This window comes from Aestuariivivens insulae (assembly GCF_022662195.1).
Classification (GTDB): Bacteria; Bacteroidota; Bacteroidia; order Flavobacteriales; family Flavobacteriaceae; genus Aestuariivivens; species Aestuariivivens insulae.
On the sequence record NZ_JAKMCS010000015.1, the window covers coordinates 1 to 17,920 of the forward strand.

General features: G+C 37.1%; 15 protein-coding genes. 10 read left to right on the forward strand and 5 right to left on the reverse strand.

Going from position 1 to position 17,920, the window contains the following annotated elements; genetic code table 11:
• Positions 1-499 precede the first annotated feature (499 nt).
• Positions 500-1,294, forward strand: coding sequence for a hypothetical protein (locus tag MR062_RS14945; RefSeq protein ID WP_242205705.1), 795 nt, complete (start codon positions 500-502; stop codon positions 1,292-1,294).
• 169 nt (positions 1,295-1,463) lie between these two features.
• Here MR062_RS14945 and MR062_RS14950 read toward each other — a convergent pair whose 3' ends face one another.
• Entirely contained in the window at positions 1,464-2,549 is a 1,086-nt protein-coding gene (locus tag MR062_RS14950) for an amidohydrolase family protein (protein ID WP_242205707.1), read from the reverse strand.
• A gap of 199 nt (positions 2,550-2,748) precedes the next feature.
• Between MR062_RS14950 and MR062_RS14955 the strand changes: the two genes are divergently transcribed.
• The 9 genes from MR062_RS14955 (at position 2,749) to moaA (ending at position 9,664) form a co-directional block, all read left to right on the forward strand.
• Positions 2,749-3,975, forward strand: coding sequence for a molybdopterin molybdotransferase MoeA (locus MR062_RS14955; protein WP_242205708.1), 1,227 nt, complete (start codon positions 2,749-2,751; stop codon positions 3,973-3,975).
• 2 nt (positions 3,976-3,977) lie between these two features.
• A complete protein-coding gene (locus MR062_RS14960) occupies positions 3,978-4,316 on the forward strand; it encodes a winged helix-turn-helix domain-containing protein (protein WP_242205710.1) in 339 nt (112 codons plus the stop codon).
• Positions 4,317-4,667: 351 nt separating this feature from the next.
• Positions 4,668-5,018 (forward strand): four helix bundle protein, encoded by a 351-nt coding sequence (locus MR062_RS14965; protein WP_242205712.1) that lies wholly within the window; start codon positions 4,668-4,670, stop codon positions 5,016-5,018.
• A 377-nt stretch (positions 5,019-5,395) separates the two neighbouring features.
• Entirely contained in the window at positions 5,396-6,136 is a 741-nt protein-coding gene (locus MR062_RS14970) for a sulfite exporter TauE/SafE family protein (protein WP_242205714.1), read from the forward strand.
• Positions 6,136-6,720 (forward strand): molybdenum cofactor guanylyltransferase, encoded by a 585-nt coding sequence (mobA, locus tag MR062_RS14975; RefSeq protein WP_242205716.1) that lies wholly within the window; start codon positions 6,136-6,138, stop codon positions 6,718-6,720. Before MR062_RS14970 ends, mobA begins: the two co-directional genes overlap by 1 nt.
• The gene (locus MR062_RS14980; protein WP_242205718.1) at positions 6,704-6,937 is read left to right on the forward strand and encodes a MoaD/ThiS family protein; all 234 of its coding nucleotides are present in this window, start codon (positions 6,704-6,706) and stop codon (positions 6,935-6,937) included. Before mobA ends, MR062_RS14980 begins: the two co-directional genes overlap by 17 nt.
• Positions 6,938-7,022: 85 nt before the next feature.
• Positions 7,023-7,466: a molybdenum cofactor biosynthesis protein MoaE gene (locus MR062_RS14985; RefSeq protein WP_242205721.1), complete on the forward strand. Its 444-nt coding sequence runs from the start codon at positions 7,023-7,025 to the stop codon at positions 7,464-7,466.
• A 223-nt stretch (positions 7,467-7,689) separates the two neighbouring features.
• Positions 7,690-8,601 carry a bifunctional molybdenum cofactor biosynthesis protein MoaC/MoaB gene (gene moaCB, locus MR062_RS14990; RefSeq protein ID WP_242205722.1) on the forward strand — a complete coding sequence of 304 codons (912 nt, stop codon included), beginning with the start codon at positions 7,690-7,692 and terminating at the stop codon, positions 8,599-8,601.
• Between the two features lie 55 nt (positions 8,602-8,656).
• Positions 8,657-9,664 (forward strand): GTP 3',8-cyclase MoaA, encoded by a 1,008-nt coding sequence (gene moaA / locus MR062_RS14995; RefSeq protein WP_242205725.1) that lies wholly within the window; start codon positions 8,657-8,659, stop codon positions 9,662-9,664.
• Positions 9,665-10,193: 529 nt separating this feature from the next.
• Here the strand turns inward: moaA and MR062_RS15000 are convergent.
• From MR062_RS15000 to MR062_RS15015, 4 genes are all read right to left on the reverse strand, one after another.
• Positions 10,194-11,636 carry a rubredoxin gene (locus tag MR062_RS15000; protein ID WP_242205727.1) on the reverse strand — a complete coding sequence of 481 codons (1,443 nt, stop codon included), beginning with the start codon at positions 11,634-11,636 and terminating at the stop codon, positions 10,194-10,196.
• Positions 11,636-15,157 carry a nitrate reductase gene (locus tag MR062_RS15005; RefSeq protein ID WP_242205729.1) on the reverse strand — a complete coding sequence of 1,174 codons (3,522 nt, stop codon included), beginning with the start codon at positions 15,155-15,157 and terminating at the stop codon, positions 11,636-11,638. The genes MR062_RS15000 and MR062_RS15005 overlap by 1 nt, the downstream gene beginning before the upstream one ends.
• A 298-nt stretch (positions 15,158-15,455) precedes the next feature.
• Positions 15,456-16,979, reverse strand: coding sequence for an MFS transporter (locus MR062_RS15010; protein WP_242205731.1), 1,524 nt, complete (start codon positions 16,977-16,979; stop codon positions 15,456-15,458).
• 208 nt (positions 16,980-17,187) lie between these two features.
• The gene (locus tag MR062_RS15015; RefSeq protein ID WP_242205733.1) at positions 17,188-17,850 is read right to left on the reverse strand and encodes a response regulator transcription factor; all 663 of its coding nucleotides are present in this window, start codon (positions 17,848-17,850) and stop codon (positions 17,188-17,190) included.
• Positions 17,851-17,920 lie beyond the last annotated feature (70 nt).

Sequence of the window (17,920 nt, forward strand, 5' to 3'; positions counted from 1 at the left end):
CAATAATAAAAGAAGGCATTCCTTTTTAGGAAATAAAACTATAAGAGAATTTGAATTAGATATGTATAACCAGAAACAGGCAGCTTAGTCATTCAACTTAAAGTCCATTTTTTTGTTGCAAGTCCAATATTGCTGGAATCATGAAACAAGACAAGTGGAAAAAATAGCTGAATCGATTAATAAGCTTTACGTTGAAAAAAGCTCTTTATGGAATAAAATAAAGTCGAAGTTTAATAAATAAAAAATATGTTCAACAACGGTAGCCTTTGCACAAACCCTTAATTTTCTAAAAACAAGATACAAATAAGCCCTTTTAAGGGCTTTTATTTTACCGTGTAAATTGCTTGCACCCTAAAATTATGAGGCTTAAAAAGACGTAAAATGTATTGTAGGGTAGCTTTAAAAGCAGAATTTGGAAAAGGCCAACCTCTAAAAAGTAAGCGACATACTACAAATAAAAAACACACGTTTTAATTATGGTAACTATAAATATTAAAATGTGGCAAAGCAAAAAGGCGTCATTAAACTCAAAGGAACCACACAAGGAGTTTGCTATTACAAACTTAATGGTAAATATATTGCCCGTAAAGCTTCAGGGCCTTCAAAAGAGCGCATCAACACCGACCCTGCTTTTGCAAATGTAAAGGCAAACAATCAGGAATTTGCAGCGGCAGTATTGCTCTCTAAAGCCATTAGAACAGGTTTGGGAGAAATAACCAAACAATTTAAGGACACCTACATGGCAAGCCGTTTAACGGGAGTCTGTAGGTTAATCATCCAACAAGGAAGAGGAGAGCAAGGAAAACGCGAAGCAAACCTCTTAAACCAACCCAATAAACTTATCGGATTCGAACTCAATAAATCAAACCCATTTAAGCAAATATATACAGCGCCAATTAAAATAGAACATAATACAGGAAGTCGTGCAATAACCATAACCGTTCCCAAAAGTAGCGAAGCAAATTTAAAAAGAAAGCCCAAAAAGGCGACACACTTTAAACTAACCGGAGCAGTAAGCTGCGTTTCAGTTTACCAATGGCAAAACAATAGTGCGGCCTATAAGCCTTTAGAACCCCATTGGGACACTTTAGGAGAGCTATGCCACACAAAGCCCTTGCAAACCAATAAACAACATCAACACATACAAATCAAACTACAAATGCCCATGGCAAAAGCAATGCCATCGCTTGCAGCCATTACAGTATGGACAGGAATTACCTTTGGCACAGTTATAGAAGATAAATTCGAAGCAATAGAGACCTCCAAAGCAATGCAATGCTTAACGATCCTATAACGTATAGAAAAAAATGGTTCAACATAGGATTACCCATAGTTCACCCGTATTAAAGGGCAGTAAAAGCCACCTCAGGTTAATGTAAAAACCATATAAAAGGAATCCATTTCCCCCGCTAGGCTCGTCTCTAACGAGTGCTACACATTTAAAATATCAAAAGGATACCCCCCTACTCATCAAACAAACTCCTATCCAATCCCGGCACAATACGCAACGCATTTTTATAGTACACCTTTTTTAAGACCTCGTCGGGTAAGTCCAGTCCATACATGGCCCAAAAGGCGTGGTATTTTTTATGGTAGGGGAAATATTCATCGGCACTCTCAAGCACTCTAAAGTAAGTTGGGAATTCCTCTGGTTTCCAACTGTCCTTACCAAATAAAATCCTATTCTGGTACTTGATAAAAAAGGCTTTGGCAAATCGGGGTTGCCTACCCAGTTCAGCTATAATGGCGCCTATGCCAACATTCATATTGGGGATGTCGTCGAGCAATTTACCCAATCGCCCTAAATCATTGGCAAACCATCCCATATGGGCATTGATAAACGTGGTATTGGGATGCTTTTTGAACATACGGTGTTGTTCCGCAATAATTTGTTCCCATGGCGCAGGGTCGTTAGCGCCACGTTTGCGCCTTGGATGGGTTTTCAATTCCAGCCAGCGTTCGTTATCGCCATTAAATTCATCCCAAAATGGCTTGGGATCAGCCGAATGAATAAGCACAGGAATACCCAATGCTCCACAGGTTTCCCAAATGGGGGCCAAATGGTCGTCATCTACAGCCAAACGTTTACCATCCACATCCTTATTGTACATGCCCAAACTCTTATACACTTTTAAACCCCTAGCCCCTTGTTTAACATCTTCCTTAAGTTGTGCCACCGTTTTCTCAATCCAACCTGGTGCCCCTGCCCCATTAAAATCGATATTGGCAAAAACCACAAACCTATTCGGGTAATTGTTCTTAATGTTGGCTACCGCCTGTTTTAAAGCATCACCAGAACGTCCGCTTAGATTAACCATAATCTGCATATTAAGCGTATCCATCGCAGCTACAACGGGTGCTAGATCCTGTGTTGCCATTCGGTATTGGTGCCCGTGAATATCAATAAACGGAAACTTAGCCCGTTTTATAACCTTCCCGGGTACAACTAATGTTGACTTGGGGTTATAATCTTCAAACGAAATATCTTGAGCTAAAAATGAAAATGTTATAAAAAAGGACGCTAAAAATAAAGTGGTACGCTTATTCATTTTAATCTTGGTTTATGCGTGCATAAAAATACACTTCTATGTTTAGGAAAGCTATTATTTAAGAAGGCTTTAACAAGCCCAATGCAATAGAATGTTAACTAAAGCGCACTATAAAACAAGATTTCGACAACATATAGTTCAAATTTATAATTGTTAAATGATAATTATCATAAGAATAAAAAAAACAAAAGCGTTATATTTGCAAAGAAATAACGATACCCATACAACCGATTATATTCTATCTCAAGAAATGATTACAATAGAACAGGCCAAGCAACTTGTTAAAAGCAATTCAAATAGCTTAGGGCCAAGTAAAATAAAACTAAAGGATGCCTTAGGGTATATATTGGCAAATGAAGTGTTGTCCCCCATAAACATGCCTCCTTTTCGGCAATCGGCTATGGATGGCTATGCCATAAACTTACACAATAACCTTGATTATAATCTTATAGGAGAAGTTAAGGCCGGTGATGGACATCAGCCTATTTTAAAACCTGGAGATGCGGTTAGAATTTTTACTGGGGCACCGGTACCAGATACGGCAAACGCCATAATGATGCAAGAAAAAGTAACTGTAACAGACAATAGCATAAGCCTTGATTCTAAAATCCCCGAAGGTCACAACATTCGTCCATTGGGTGAACAAGTAATGGTTGGCGAAGTGGCCCTAAAAAAAGGCACAACGATAACACCTGCGGGCGTAGGCTACTTGACTTCACTAGGGATTACAGAAATAGAAGTTTATAAAAAACCAAGTATCGCTATTGTTACTACGGGAAATGAACTTATTGAAGCTGGCCAACCTCTTGGTTACGGAAAAATATATGAAAGTAATTCAGGCATGCTATACAATGCGCTAGTAAGCTTGGGGTACAATGCCATTTCCATTTATAAGGTAGCCGATAATTATGAGAGCACCTACCAACTTTTAGATGAAGTTATAAACCAATTCGATATGGTATTGATAACCGGAGGGATTTCGGTTGGTGATTATGATTTTGTGGGCAAGGCCTTAAATGAGTTACAGGTTGAAACCATTTTCTATAAGGTAAAACAAAAACCTGGCAAGCCTTTATTCTTCGGAAAAAAAGATAACACTACCGTTTTTGCCTTACCAGGTAATCCCGCTGCCGCACTCACCTGCTTTTATGTATACGTTTATATTGCTTTGCAAAAAATGACGCATCAACAAACCGATGAATTACCCAGAATACAAGCTGAGTCCCTAACAAACTTTGAAAAGAAAGGTGATAGACCGCAATTTTTAAAAGCCATTTATAGCAATGGAAAAACAAGCATATTAGAAGGACAAAACTCCTCCATGCTACAAACCTTTGCTATTGCCAATGCCTTGGTTTTTATGTCGGAAGAACAAACCCGAATCAATATAGGCGATGCCCTTGAAACCATTTTATTACCCGTTTAATTATGAGCTATACTATAAAAAGCAGAATATGGATTGAATCTAACGGACACGTACTATTAGGTGAAGGCCGGGTACAATTGTTAAAAGCTATTGCACAAACAGGATCGCTGTCTAAAGCCGCTAAAGCTTTAAACCTATCCTATAAAAAGGCATGGCATCTTTTGGATTCGGTTAACCAATCGGCTAAAAAACCAGTAACCATAAATAGTACAGGAGGTAAAAATGGTGGTGGCACAACATTAACCGATTATGGCAAGTCCTTAATAAAGACCTTTGATGACATCAACCAAAATTGCTGGGATTTTTTAGATAAAGAACTCGAAAGAATAGAACATCTATAAGTGCCTAAAGTTAAAAATACTTAAAGTGCCTAAAGTTTGGAGTACTTAAAATGATTAAAGTCAATGAATAAAAAATATAAAGTTAAAGCATGACCAATAAAGAATTTGCTACAAGTTTAGAAAAACAACTTATAACTCTAAGTACTCTAAATACTCTAAGTACTTTAGGCACTTATAACTCTAAGTACTCAAACAATAAACCAAAATATGACCAATAAAGAATTTGCTGCAAGTTTAGAAAAACAACTTTTAACTCTAAGTACTCCAAGTACTCCAAGTACTTTAGGCACTTTTAACTCTAAATACTTTAGGCACTTTTAACTTTAAGTACTATAACAATAAACTAAAAATATGAACAATAAAGAATTTGCTGCAAGTTTAGAAAAGCGAACTGTAAAGTTTGCCATTGCCACGATTAATTTATCTACGAATTTGCATAATACTCCTGAAGCTTTGGTTCTTCGAAATCAACTCACTAAATCGGGCACAAGTATAGGCGCAAATTATAGAGAGGCCAATCGTTCCCGTAGCAAAAAAGATTTCAAAAACAAGATAAAAATTAGTCTAAGTGAAGCTAGTGAAACAGATTATTGGCTTGAAATTATTGAGGAGCTGAATTGGGGAAACAATAATATAAACGAATTAAGAAAGGAAGCAAAAGAATTGATAGCTATTTTCACTTCAATTGCGAATAAATTATAAAAATGTATAGTCTAACAATAAGTACTTGAAGTGCCTTAAGTTAAAAGTACTTAAAATGATTAAAGTCAATGAATAAAAAATATAAAGTTAAAGCATGACCAATAAAGAATTTGCTACAAGTATAGAAAAGCAACTTATAACTCTAAGTACTTTAGGCACTTTAGGCACTTTTAACTCTAAGTACTTTAGGCACTTTTAACTTTAAGTACTCAAACAAAAACCAAAAATATGACCAATAAAGAATTAGCTGCAAGTTTAGAAAAACAACTTATAACTCCAAGTACTTTAGACACTTTAGGCACTTTAAGTACTCTAAATACTCCAAGTACTTTAGGCACTTTAGGCACTTTAGACACTTATAACTTTAAACTTATTACATGTTACAAAAGGAATACATCTATTTATTTTTAGCCATACTACCCATCGTATCGTTTTTATATTCAAGTGTTGGGCATGGTGGTGCCAGTGGCTATTTAGCACTCATGGCATTATTTTCTTTTGCACCGGAAACCATGAAACCTACTGCTCTACTGTTAAACTTGTTTGTCGCTGGAATTTCATTTTATTATTATTTCAGAAGTGGTTTTTTCAACAAAAAACTGTTTGTATCGTTCGCGTTAACATCCATCCCCTTGGCCTTTTTAGGAGGTACTATTGAAATTGATGCCTCCATCTATAAAAAAATATTAGCGGTACTATTGGTCTTCGCCATTTTAAAAATGCTCAACGTTTTTGGAAAAGAAAATGGCACCATAAAACCAGTAAAACTATGGCAAGGATTGGTTATTGGAGGTGTTATTGGTTTTTTCTCTGGGTTAATAGGCATTGGCGGCGGCATTATTTTAACGCCAATAATATTATTGTTGCACTGGGGCAGAATGAAAGAAGCTGCAGCCGTTTCGGCACTTTTTATCTGGGTTAACTCTGCCTCTGGTCTTATAGGGCAATTAAGCAGTGGGGTGACTTTAGAAGCAGACTCATTCTTATTGGTTGCCATTGCATTAATTGGCGGGGTTTTAGGTGGCTACCTTGGCAGTAAAAAAATAAACAACACCCAACTAAGATACATCCTTGCAGGTGTATTACTTATAGCCTGCTTTAAATTGATTTTTACTTGATGGTAGAAAAAAAACACATAACAGGTATTGTTTTAGCAGGAGGAAAAAGCACTAGAATGGGAACGGACAAAGGGCTTATGGAATACAACCAAAAACCTTTTGTGCAGTATTGCATCGACGCTTTAAAGCCACTGGTTTCTGAAATAATAATTGTTTCGGACCATTCCGGTTATGATGTGTTCGGTTATGAAAGAATTGAAGATAACATAAAAAATGCTGGCCCATTGGCGGGAGTATATTCAGGATTAAAACATTCCAAAACAGCTTATAACCTCGTGTTAAGCTGTGATGTCCCTTTAATTAAAACGGCTATTTTAAAACAACTGATAGACGCTTCCGAAGATACTATTGAAATCATTCAAATTGAAAGCGATAATAGAACCATGCCGCTTATTGCTCTATATAAAAAAGACTGTTCAAGCACTTTTTACAACTTATTGCAACAAGGAGAAAAACGATTGCAATACGCTGTTAACCAATGTGCCGTTAAAACCATAAGCTTAAAAGAAGAAGAACAGGTTTATACTTTAAACATCAACACCAAAGAAGAATTTAAAACGATACAAAATGAACATCACCATTAAGTATTTTGGACAAATAGCTGAAGTTACCAAACAAACCAATGAAACCATTTCGTTCCCCAATCATTTGGTATCGGAGCTTATTGAGCATTTATATGTCAAATATCCGGAGTTGAAAAACAAAAGCTTTAAGATAGCACAGAATCAGGAATTGGTTTCCAATAGCACGAAACTAACCGGTGGCGACATTGCTTTATTACCCCCATTTGCGGGGGGATAAAAAAGCAAGTATTATCAGTTACAGTTAAAAGAAATAGTTAAAGATTATCCTTTAATGATTATACGATAAATAAAAACACAAAAAAATGAAAGAACACAAACATAAAAACGTATTTAAGCAAGGGGCCATTCCTTCAGAATTTATTGGTGAGTCCATTGCCAAGCACCAGACCAAAACCAGCATTGGTGCGCACAATATTTTTCTAGGGCAAGTACGTGCCGATGTCATCGATGGCAAGACCATTACCGCTATCGAGTATACAGCCTATGAAGACATGGCCAATGCCAAGTTCCATGATATACGAGAAACGGCTTTTGAAAAGTTCAACTTAACATGCATGCACATTTACCACAGTCTGGGAACGGTAAAAGCTGGAGAAATATGCTTATTCGTATTTGTGTCTTCTCCCAGACGAAAAGAAGTGTTTAAAGCTTTGGAATATATCGTAGAACGTATAAAAGCCGATGTTCCTGTTTTTGGAAAAGAAATTTTTGAAGACGATACGCATCAGTGGAAAGTGAATAATTGATGTTATTTTATGAGTTATTAAGGGTGTACGACATAGCATTAACGATTAACGATTAACGATTTATGATTTACGAACCAAGAGCCAAGAGCCAAGTCTCTAAACATGTTAAACTTTTAAACAATTTACGATTGACTGGACACTAAATAGCTACAATAATGATTTTTGTCGCACACACAGTCGTTAATTCGAACACAACTATACAACAAACACTAAACAACAAACAATGGTAGATATTACACATAAAAGCACCACATTAAGAACCGCTACGGCCCAGGCCATTGTAAAGGTTAGTAAGCCAGAAACCATAGAAGCCATAAAAAACGATACGGTTCCTAAGGGCAACGTTTTTGCCATGAGCAAAGCGGCCGGTTTATTGGGCGTAAAGAGAACACCAGACCTATTACCGGACTGTCACCCCTTACCTATTGAGTTTACGGGTGTTGAATACGAAATCGACGGTTTGGAAATCACGGTTTTGTTTACCGTTAAGACGATTTATAAAACTGGTGTAGAAGTTGAAGCCATGCACGGCGCCAGCGTTGTGGCATTGAATATGTACGACATGCTAAAACCCATTGACAAAGGCATTGAAATACACCAAATTAAACTACTTTCCAAAAAAGGTGGGAAATCCGATTTTAAAGACCGCTTTAGAAACGATTTAACGGCTGCCGTTGTCGTTTGTAGTGATACCATATCGGCAGGACATAAAGAAGACAAAGCCGGAAAGGCTATCATTAAAAAACTGGAATCCTGTAATGTAAAAGTAACGGAGTATGTTATTATCCCTGATGAAAAGGAAATCATTCAGCAAAAAGCCAAAGCATACCAAGAACAGGGCATCGATATGGTTATCTATACAGGCGGTACCGGACTTTCTGCCAGGGATGTAACACCAGAGGCTTTAAGCCCTATTCTTGATAGAAACATTCCCGGAATTGAAGAAGCCATCCGTAATTATGGGCAAGAACGCACCCCTTTTTCTATGTTATCACGTAGTGTGGCAGGCACTATAAAAGATACTTTAATATTGGCGCTGCCAGGCTCAACAAACGGCGCCAAAGAATCTATGGACGCCATTTTCCCTGCTGTGCTCCATAGCTTTAGAATTTTAAAGGGGGCAAGACATGATTAGTTGCACATTAGATGTTAGACATTAGAAGTTGGAGATTTGATTAGAGGTTTGAATTATGAAAGAACATAAAAATATATTGAAGGACACACACGGTAGAGCGCATAGCTATTTGCGTATATCGCTTACAGAACGTTGCAATTTGCGCTGTTCCTATTGCATGCCGGCTGAAGGGGTACAGCTTTCTCCTAAAGGTCATTTAATGAGCTATGAGGAAATTTACGAAATCGCCAAAACCTTCGTTGAGCATGGCGTTACCAAGATTCGGTTAACCGGTGGTGAGCCTTTGGTGAGAAAAGATATTTCAGTTATTTTGGAAAAATTAGCCTCGCTTTCTGTTGAACTTAGTATTACCACAAATGCCGTGAATGTTGATAGACATATCGACACCCTAAAGACCAATGGTATTAAAACCATTAACGTAAGCTTAGATTCGCTCAATGCTGAAAAATTCAAGCATATTACACGTCGGGATTATTTTGAAAAAGTGTACAACAATATTTTACTTTTAAATTCTGAAGGCTTTAAAGTTAAAGTAAACGTCGTCTTAATGAAGGATTTTAACGATAATGAAATTATCGATTTTATTAATTTAACCAAGACCCTTCCCCTAACCATTCGCTTTATAGAATTTATGCCTTTTGACGGTAACAAATGGGATATGGCTAAAATGGTTTCCTATAAATCTATTATGGAAACCGTGTACAATGCTTTTCCTGAAGACCAAGTACACCGTTTGCAAGATGCACCCAACGACACCTCTAAAAACTATAGGATAAAAGGGTTTCAAGGTAGCTTTGCGATTATAAGCTCGGTAACCAATCCGTTTTGCGATTCCTGTAATAGATTACGGTTAACGGCCAATGGCCAACTCAAAAACTGCCTGTTCTCCTCTACCGAATCAGATTTATTAACATCCTTACGCCAAGGAAAATCTATTGAACCCATTATTCAAAAAGCGGTTTTAGGCAAATTTAAAATACGTGGAAGCATGAATACGTTAAAGAAGTTACAAGACCCCAAATTGCACTCTAACAACCGTAGTATGATTTCTATAGGAGGATAAACAAACCGTAATAATTTTTCAAATCCTTTGTTTTTATAGAACAATAAAATATCCTGAAGCATTGGTTATCATTCCGAAAGTTACTGAAATCAAAATATATTTTGATTGAAAGTACTTTGAAGAGCAAACGATGAGGAATCACATCATGATTTTTTTATGAGATTTCTCGTTGCTTGTACTTCGCTCTGTCAACATTGATAATCCTTTCAAAAAAAGTTTTAAAAACTAAAGTTACAGTTATGAAATTGTAGAGCTTAAAACTTTTATTAAATAACGAGAATAACCGATAAGTAATTTATGTCAGTTTTGAGTGTGTCGACGTTTACTGTTGGCATGTATCGAAAATCCAAAAAAAACCTCCCTTTTAAAGTACTTCTCGATACTAAATTCTTCCAGAATTTAACTCGAAGAGACATTAGGACTCTTAAACATTATTCACCTTAAATACTAATTAACGTGAGTTTCTATGTTAATTAAGGCCAAGAAAGCCAACAAGCTTAGAAGTCCCATGAGCACCTAAAATGAAGCCTTAAACCTTACGCGTTTTTATCAATGTTTTTTTCTCAAAACTACTTTTAGGCGCTTCGCATAATGAACATTGGTAAGTCTCTGGGAGTTTTTCAAAAGGTGTATTGGGCGCTATATCTTGGGTAATATCGCCATAAACTTCGTTATAAACCGTTAAGCAATCTGTACACTGATAGACATTTTCTTCAACCATCTCTTTTTGCTGAGCTTGTTCTTCTTCTTCCTCTCTTTCATTTCCTAATTGTTCAAAATAGAGCTTACTCAGTTCCATTAACAGGCCAGGAAGTTCTACTTTATCTACGTCCTGTACGTGCATAATATACTCTCTGGTATTTGGATCGAAATTTTTAGCGTACAAGAGGTTATAGGTATCCCTTATTTTAAAGTCTCCTATATTATCGGGTTGCCTATTCTTTTCCACTACAATTGAAGTGAAATTATAGGTATCGCTATCGTAACTGGTAATACCAAAAGTTAAACCATAGGTGCTTATATCATTTTGGTCAAAATTGGTCACTAAATATTTTTTTAGGTTTAAAGCGTCCTTATCATTTACTGGAACATGCCAATTCATCTCCAACATAGAATGCCTCACATTTATACCAAACTTACCCAAAAGCTTTTCCCATTGTAGCCTATTCTTCTCCGGGATACCTTTAACAATAAAAGATTTCCAAGGGGTTATTGATATTTTACCTATTTTGTTTTCAGCACATAAATCGCACATAGCCTTTAAAAACGCCAGATCGTACCTATTGTTTCTCCAATATAGCCCAAGCCAATAGCGATCTGTACCAATACGGTTCATTCCTTCATAATATGGAAAAGGATAAAATGGTACATCCAAAGGTTTATCTACGGTCCTATTATTGGTGTCCACGGCATCACTAACCAATTCAAAAACCGTCTCAATCGTTTCTGGTTCTTCAATTAAAACCCCTTCTATACCGCTTACAATTTTACTCATGTCCCAGCTATAGATAAGCGCAGGATACATTAACGTTTTTTTCCAACCTGGTAGCCTGACATACAAATACCAATAATCTTCATGCTGTGAGGCTATAAAATTGACATTTCCGGTAAACAGTGGCACCAGTCTTTGCTTCGGATCGGTAACATTTACACGTAATTTAGGCTTGTATTTAAACTGCTCTAAAATATACAGGTACTTATCACTGGTAAGCCATGATGTACTGGATAGAATTTCTGCTGAAACATAGGAAGAAGCTATATTTTCAACCTTGTCACGCTTAGGTTTTACAAACTTAATCTTATCAAACTGATTAAATTTTGCCTCGTCTATTTTTTCTGGAAAAATAATATCCTGTCGAGATCCAAAAGAAATGGCGTCCAACCCCAGGCCTTCTGCGGCTTCACAAATATACTTTAGTTCTCCTGGAGACAACACACCTCCGCTTATCATTAATCTATATCGTTCTTCCATTATGCCAATACTTTTGATTTATGAAGTATATCCCTAACTTCGGTTTTACAACTACCACAGCCTAAACCAGCTCCTGTTTGTTTACATAATTCAGTAAAATCCGTACATCCCTTTGCAATAGCTTCCTCTACGTTGCCCTCACCAACCTGGCTACAGGAACAAATTAGCTTTCCTATTACCGGTTTATCATTTGAAGTCCCTCTTAGCAAGGTATTGCGTTTCTCGGACATTTCAATTTTACTTTCTATTAAGGTCTTGAATTCTGCAAATTCATTCTTATCCCCCATTAGAACCGCTCCAACCAATAAATCATCTTTAACAATACATTTTTTGTAGTAACGCTTTGAAATATCTGTAAATACCACTTCCTCATAGCTCAAATCGTTTTCAGGCACATTAATATCTCCGATGCTGCATAAATTTAAATCATTGAATTTCAATATATTCATAAGAACAGAACCGTCATAGGTACTACTAACATCGCCAGCAATAAAGTTTGCTAAAATAACAGCTTGTTCTTCAGCCGCTGAAGTGATTCCGAATAACTGATTGTTAAATTCTGCAATTTCACCAATGGCAAAAACATCGGGGTCAGACGATTGTAAATGCTGATTTACGACCACGCCTCGCCCGCATTTAATTCCACTTTCCTTGGCTATTTCAATATTTGGTATGGTTCCTATGGCATATACAATGGCGTTTGCGGTGAAGAGCTTTCCACTTTTTAGGCTTATATTTAATTCACCTGTATCTTCATCATCAAATACGGTACTCACTTCATTATCAAAATAAATCTGAATGCCTCGTTCCTGAACGTCCAATGCCAGTAACTTACTTGAAACTTTATCTAACTGGCGTTCCATGAGTCGTGAAGCGCGTTGTACTATGGTAACTTTTACATTTTTATGCTTTAAGGCCGCTGCCAGCTCCAAGCCCAATAACCCGCCACCAACAATAGCGACATGCTGTTCTTCTGCAGGCAAACCAGTATCTTCTAAATAGGCTTTAAATCTGTCGGCATCTACTTTATTACGCATGGTAAAGCGCCCTGGAAGATCTATTTGAACATCCCTAGGAATAAAGGCACGACTACCCGTAGCCAAAATTAATTTATCGAATGTATGGGCTTCTCCATTACTATCTGTTACTGTTTTTTTCTCGGAATCCAGTTTTGTTATAAAGGTCTCTGGATGCAAGTGTACATTAAGCTTATCTAATTCTAATTGCTTAATTTTTAATAATTGCTCCCAACTCAATTCTTCAGTGACGTACTCTGGAAGCAGTACCCTGTTATAAAACAAGTTAGGTTCTTTTGAAAACACATGAATCTCGTCTTTTTCGTTTTGATCTCTATAATCTTGAATAAAACGAAACGATGCCGCGCCTGCACCGGCGATGACAATTTTCTCTTTTGGTTTTTCGTACTTAGAAACAGACACCCTTGTGAATTTAAAATCAGGCTCCTTAGATACCGGATCAACATGGGTATTGGTTAAGTTATTGGCCCTATTAAAATCGTTTTGCAACTGTTTTCCCCAATGCATGGGTAAAAACACCACGCCTTTTTTAATGGATTCCGTTACTTTGGCCCTAACTCTTACCTGACCATTTTCTCCTAAAACCTCGGTAATATCCCCATCTTTAATCTTGTTTAAATACGCATCAACTGGATTGATTTCCAACACCGGTTTTGGATAATGCGTCTTTAAACGTGATACCTTTCCTGTTTTGGTCATGGTATGCCACTGGTCTCGAACACGACCCGTTGTTAGTATTAGGGGGTAATCTGGACTAGGCTGTACCGATGTATTCTCTATCGTAGTAACGACATTAAAAATGGCCTTTTTTGATGGGGTATAAAATACTTTATCCTGAAACAAGCGAGGCGTCCCTTCGTGTCTATATTCATTTACCGGCCATTGGAATGTCCCTTCATTTTTCAGTCTGTCATAGTTTAGATAGGATACGTCTATATTCGTCCCTTTGGTCATGGCACAGTACTCGTCGTAAATCTCTTCGGCACTATTGTAGTTAAACCCACGAAAGCCCATACGTTGTGCAAAATCGCAAAAGATCTCTACATCTGGTCTTGCCTCTCCTGGTGGGTCTATCTCTTTTGGCAAATATGAAATACGGCGCTCAGAATTGGTCATAGTGCCTTCTTTTTCCAGCCAACCTGCTGCCGGCAATACCAAATCGGCAAATTTAACCGTATCTGAACGATGTGAAATGTCTTGTACTACCACGAATTTTGCTTGCTTCATCGCCCTTTCTATACGGTTGGTATTTGGAAGGCTTACCAACGGATTGGTACAGGCTATCCAAATGGCTTTCAATTTGCCAGACTCTAGGGCATCAAACATTTCCGTGGCTGTTAACCCTGGTTTAGGGTTAATTTTTTCAACACCCCAAAATTGGGCTACTTCCCGTCTATGTTCCTCGTTCATCAAATCCTTATGAACAGCCAAAAGGTTGGCCATTCCTCCTACTTCGCGACCTCCCATAGCATTGGGTTGCCCTGTAAGCGAGAATGGTCCGGAACCAGGTTTTCCTACCTGGCCCGTTATTAAAGAAAGGTTTAACAGGGCTACATTTTTATTTACCCCAACCACACTTTGGTTAAGCCCCATTGCCCACATACTAATAAAGCCTTTGGACAACCCGATAATATCGGCGGCCTTTTTAATATCTTTTTCGGCTACACCACACAGTTTGGCCGCCTTACTTATCTTGGTTTCAAATATTTGCGCTTTATAGGCTTCAAACCCTTCGGTATGATGTTTTATAAAATCCTCATCTATAAGTCCACGTTCGTATAACCTCCTACCAATAGCATTATATAGAATGACATCTGTTCCAGGCAAAACCTGTAAATGTAAATCTGCAAAACTTGCTGTATCTGTTTTCCTAGGATCAACTACTATAATCTGAACATCTGGATTCTCTTCTTTATGTTTTTCTAGGCGTCTGAATAAAATGGGATGGCACCATGCAGGATTAGCACCGGTAATTAAAAATGTATCTGCCAATTCAATATCGGCATAAGAAATAGGCACACTATCCTCTCCAAAAGTCTTTTTATAACCAACCACAGCAGAGCTCATACATAACCTTGAATTGGTATCTATGTTATTTGTTCCCAAAAACCCTTTTGTTAATTTATTGGCTATATAATACTCTTCTGTTAAGCTTTGTCCAGAAACATAAAATCCAACACTATCGGGCCCGTGTTTCTTTATAATTGATTTAAAAACGTTTGCCGCTCTATCCAAAGCAGTGTCCCAACTCACCCGTTCATAGGGATGCGAACGGCTCCAACGCATTTCTGGATATAGAATTCTGTCTGAAGTATCGTTAACAACATAATGCAGGTTCCTTCCTTTAGAGCAAAGCATCCCTTTATTAACTGGATGATCTTTATCGCCTTCAACAATAACCTTATTGTTGTTATCCTTTTTAACAATAATACCGCAGCCAACACCACAATAGGAACATGTTGTTTTTACTTCATTTTTAACCATACATCAGCATTTTTACGAATTTTAAACAATCTCTTCAAAAACCATTTTAAATCAAAAATGTATTTCAATACACTAGGTAATGTAAAATTACGTATAAATACTTAATTACAGTACAAGTATAATAAGTAATCAACAAAAAATATTAGATTGATAAATATAGAATAGTGATTTTAAGGAATTGGTAAAAAAAAGTTAGTATTAAATTCTTGACTATAAAATCGATAAATATCCTATCCTATAAAAAAAGCCAGTAAAGATGACCTTTACTGGCTTCAATTTAAATTAACCTCTCTTTAGTTTAAACCTTAACTTTAATCGTTTCAACCGTATCAAATTCTTCAAACTCTTCAAATTTATTCATTAGCTGCGGTGTGGCTTTATCTGCCATTTTTTGAACAACCCTATGCATCCAAACCAAGCATATGGCCGATAAAATCAACATTAAAATCCAGCAGCTAGACCATAATCCTGTGCCTTCTAAAAGGTACCCGAAAATTATTGGGCAAAAGAAGCCTCCAAGTCCCCCAAGGACACCAACCATACCTCCAACAACACCGACTTCTTCGGGGAAATAATCTGGAATATGCTTATAAACAGCTGCCTTCCCTATACCCCATATAGAACCTATTATTATAGCAATTATAGCAAATATCCAAAGATTGGCTTGAAAATATATATGTGTTTTCCCTTCAGCTATTAACTGTTTCTTTTTAACAACATCTCCTTTTTTTACCAAGGCTTGTTGCCATGATTCCTTAACAGGCAATAGGTGAAACCCATCATCTGCATTAGCTAATTTATCTCCTTTTACCTGCAGTGGGTATGCAACGCCGTCCAATTCAATGTAGGTTGGAGTGACGTTGGTAACAACTCCAGATGTTTTCGCCATAATTCCTTTACCTGCAGCATAAATATTCATTCTAGGGATAATCAAGGCCGCGCTAAATATTAGCGACGTACCTAGAACCCAATACATCACTTTTCTAGCTCCAAATTTATCCGAAAGCCAGCCTCCAAATGCCCTAATAACACCAGATGGCAAACTAAAGCATGAGGCCAAAAAGCCCGCTGTTGCTAAGTCAACGGCATACACGTTGGTATAGTATGGCACTAACCAACCAGCAAATGCAACAAAACAACCAAATACCAAAAAGTAATATAACCCAAACCTCCAAACCCTTACACTTTTAAGGGGCTGCAACATGCCAGCCAAGTTTTTAGTACTCGAAATTGGTTTTTTGTTTTTAGTAGTAAAAAAGAAAACAATGGCCATGAGTATTAAAAAGGCTGCATAAATTTTGGGCATCTCTCTCCAGCCTTCCAAATTGGTTTTTCCATCGGTAAGATAATCTAAAAGTTTAGGTCCTACCAAAGTAGTTATCGCAGCACCAGCGTTTCCTGCTCCAAATATCCCCAAAGCAACACCTTGCCTTTCTCTGGGAAACCAAATGGACGAAAAAGCAATCCCGACGGCAAAGCTTGCACCAGTAATACCAAAGCCTAAGCTACAGAGTGCAAAGGACCAAAAATCATTTGCATAAGACAACAAATACATGGGTATTGCACATATTACCAATAAGCCCACAAAAACTGGTTTGCCACCTAGCTTATCTGTTAATATGCCTGCGGGCAACCTAAATATAGCTCCAGTTAATACCGGAATTCCAATTAACCAACCAATTTCCACTGCACTCCAGTCAAAAACCTGGTTATCAACTAAAAAAGTAACTAATATCCCATTCAACAGCCAAGCGGCAAAACAGAATGTAAATGATAGGGTGTTTAAAAACAGGGTCTTATTAGCTCCTTTTGTTACGTTCATTACAATTTAATTAAGGTTTTAAAACTTTTACACGAATAAACTACGTATTCTTAAAACCAAAACTAAGTAATTTTACGTAATAATACTTAGAAAAAATAAGTGTTTTTAAAATAAATATGAAATTGACAATTAACTGGAGCTATTTTTTCAATTTAAATAAAAGTGGGGATTAATAAATTCATTTTATTAATCCATAAACGTAAGGACTTTAGTATAACTGATACGTCTTAGCCTTTTCTGTAAGCTCTTTTAAATTAGAAACTTCCAACTTTTTCATTAAATTAAATCGATGGACTTCTGCCGTACGCTTACTAATTCCTAACTCTTCGGCGATATCTTTATTGTTTTTCAATTCCAAAACCAAACTGAGTATTTGCTTTTCGCGCTTGGTAAGCTTAAAGGGAAGTTCTACGGGTTGCTTTTGGGGCTCTTGAGCTATGCTGGGTCTATTAACAAAATTATTCATAATAATAGCAGACACATCTCCTGTAAAATATTTACCTCCAGAGGCCACCCTATTCAAGGCCTTTAAGAACTCATCCTTACTAGCGCCTTTCAGCAAATAACCATCTGCACCAGCTTGAATGGACTTTACAACATATTCTTCTGAATCGTGCATAGACAGTACCAATGTACGAACATCCTTGTGGTGTATATTGACTTCTTTAACAACCTCAATACCATTCATTTCTGGCATTCTAATATCCACAATTAGTATATGTGGTTTATGCTCCGCAATAACTTCCAAGGCTTCCTTTCCATCTGAAGCCTCGGCGATCACCTCAATACCTTTCTGGTCCTCTAATAGGGCTTTTATGCCATCTCTTACTAATTCATGGTCATCTGCCAGTACTACTTGAATTTTGTCCATAAGTTACTCGTTATTTCAGCAAAAATAAGAAAATTAAGTATCACTACGTAATTACTTGTTTTTTAATACT

Bases quoted from the DNA above. Each gene is read 5' to 3' on its own strand.
- MR062_RS14960 (WP_242205710.1), top strand. From the start codon at position 3,978: ATGAGCTATACTATAAAAAGCAGAATATGGATTGAATCTAACGGACAC.
- MR062_RS15000 (WP_242205727.1), bottom strand. From the start codon at position 11,636: ATGGAAGAACGATATAGATTAATGATAAGCGGAGGTGTGTTGTCTCCA.
- MR062_RS15015 (WP_242205733.1), bottom strand. From the start codon at position 17,850: ATGGACAAAATTCAAGTAGTACTGGCAGATGACCATGAATTAGTAAGA.
- mobA (WP_242205716.1), top strand. From the start codon at position 6,136: ATGGTAGAAAAAAAACACATAACAGGTATTGTTTTAGCAGGAGGAAAA.
- MR062_RS15010 (WP_242205731.1), bottom strand. From the start codon at position 16,979: ATGAACGTAACAAAAGGAGCTAATAAGACCCTGTTTTTAAACACCCTA.
- moaA (WP_242205725.1), top strand. From the start codon at position 8,657: ATGAAAGAACATAAAAATATATTGAAGGACACACACGGTAGAGCGCAT.
- MR062_RS14980 (WP_242205718.1), top strand. From the start codon at position 6,704: ATGAACATCACCATTAAGTATTTTGGACAAATAGCTGAAGTTACCAAA.
- moaCB (WP_242205722.1), top strand. From the start codon at position 7,690: ATGGTAGATATTACACATAAAAGCACCACATTAAGAACCGCTACGGCC.
- MR062_RS14970 (WP_242205714.1), top strand. From the start codon at position 5,396: ATGTTACAAAAGGAATACATCTATTTATTTTTAGCCATACTACCCATC.
- MR062_RS14965 (WP_242205712.1), top strand. From the start codon at position 4,668: ATGAACAATAAAGAATTTGCTGCAAGTTTAGAAAAGCGAACTGTAAAG.
- MR062_RS15005 (WP_242205729.1), bottom strand. From the start codon at position 15,157: ATGGTTAAAAATGAAGTAAAAACAACATGTTCCTATTGTGGTGTTGGC.
- MR062_RS14950 (WP_242205707.1), bottom strand. From the start codon at position 2,549: ATGAATAAGCGTACCACTTTATTTTTAGCGTCCTTTTTTATAACATTT.
- MR062_RS14985 (WP_242205721.1), top strand. From the start codon at position 7,023: ATGAAAGAACACAAACATAAAAACGTATTTAAGCAAGGGGCCATTCCT.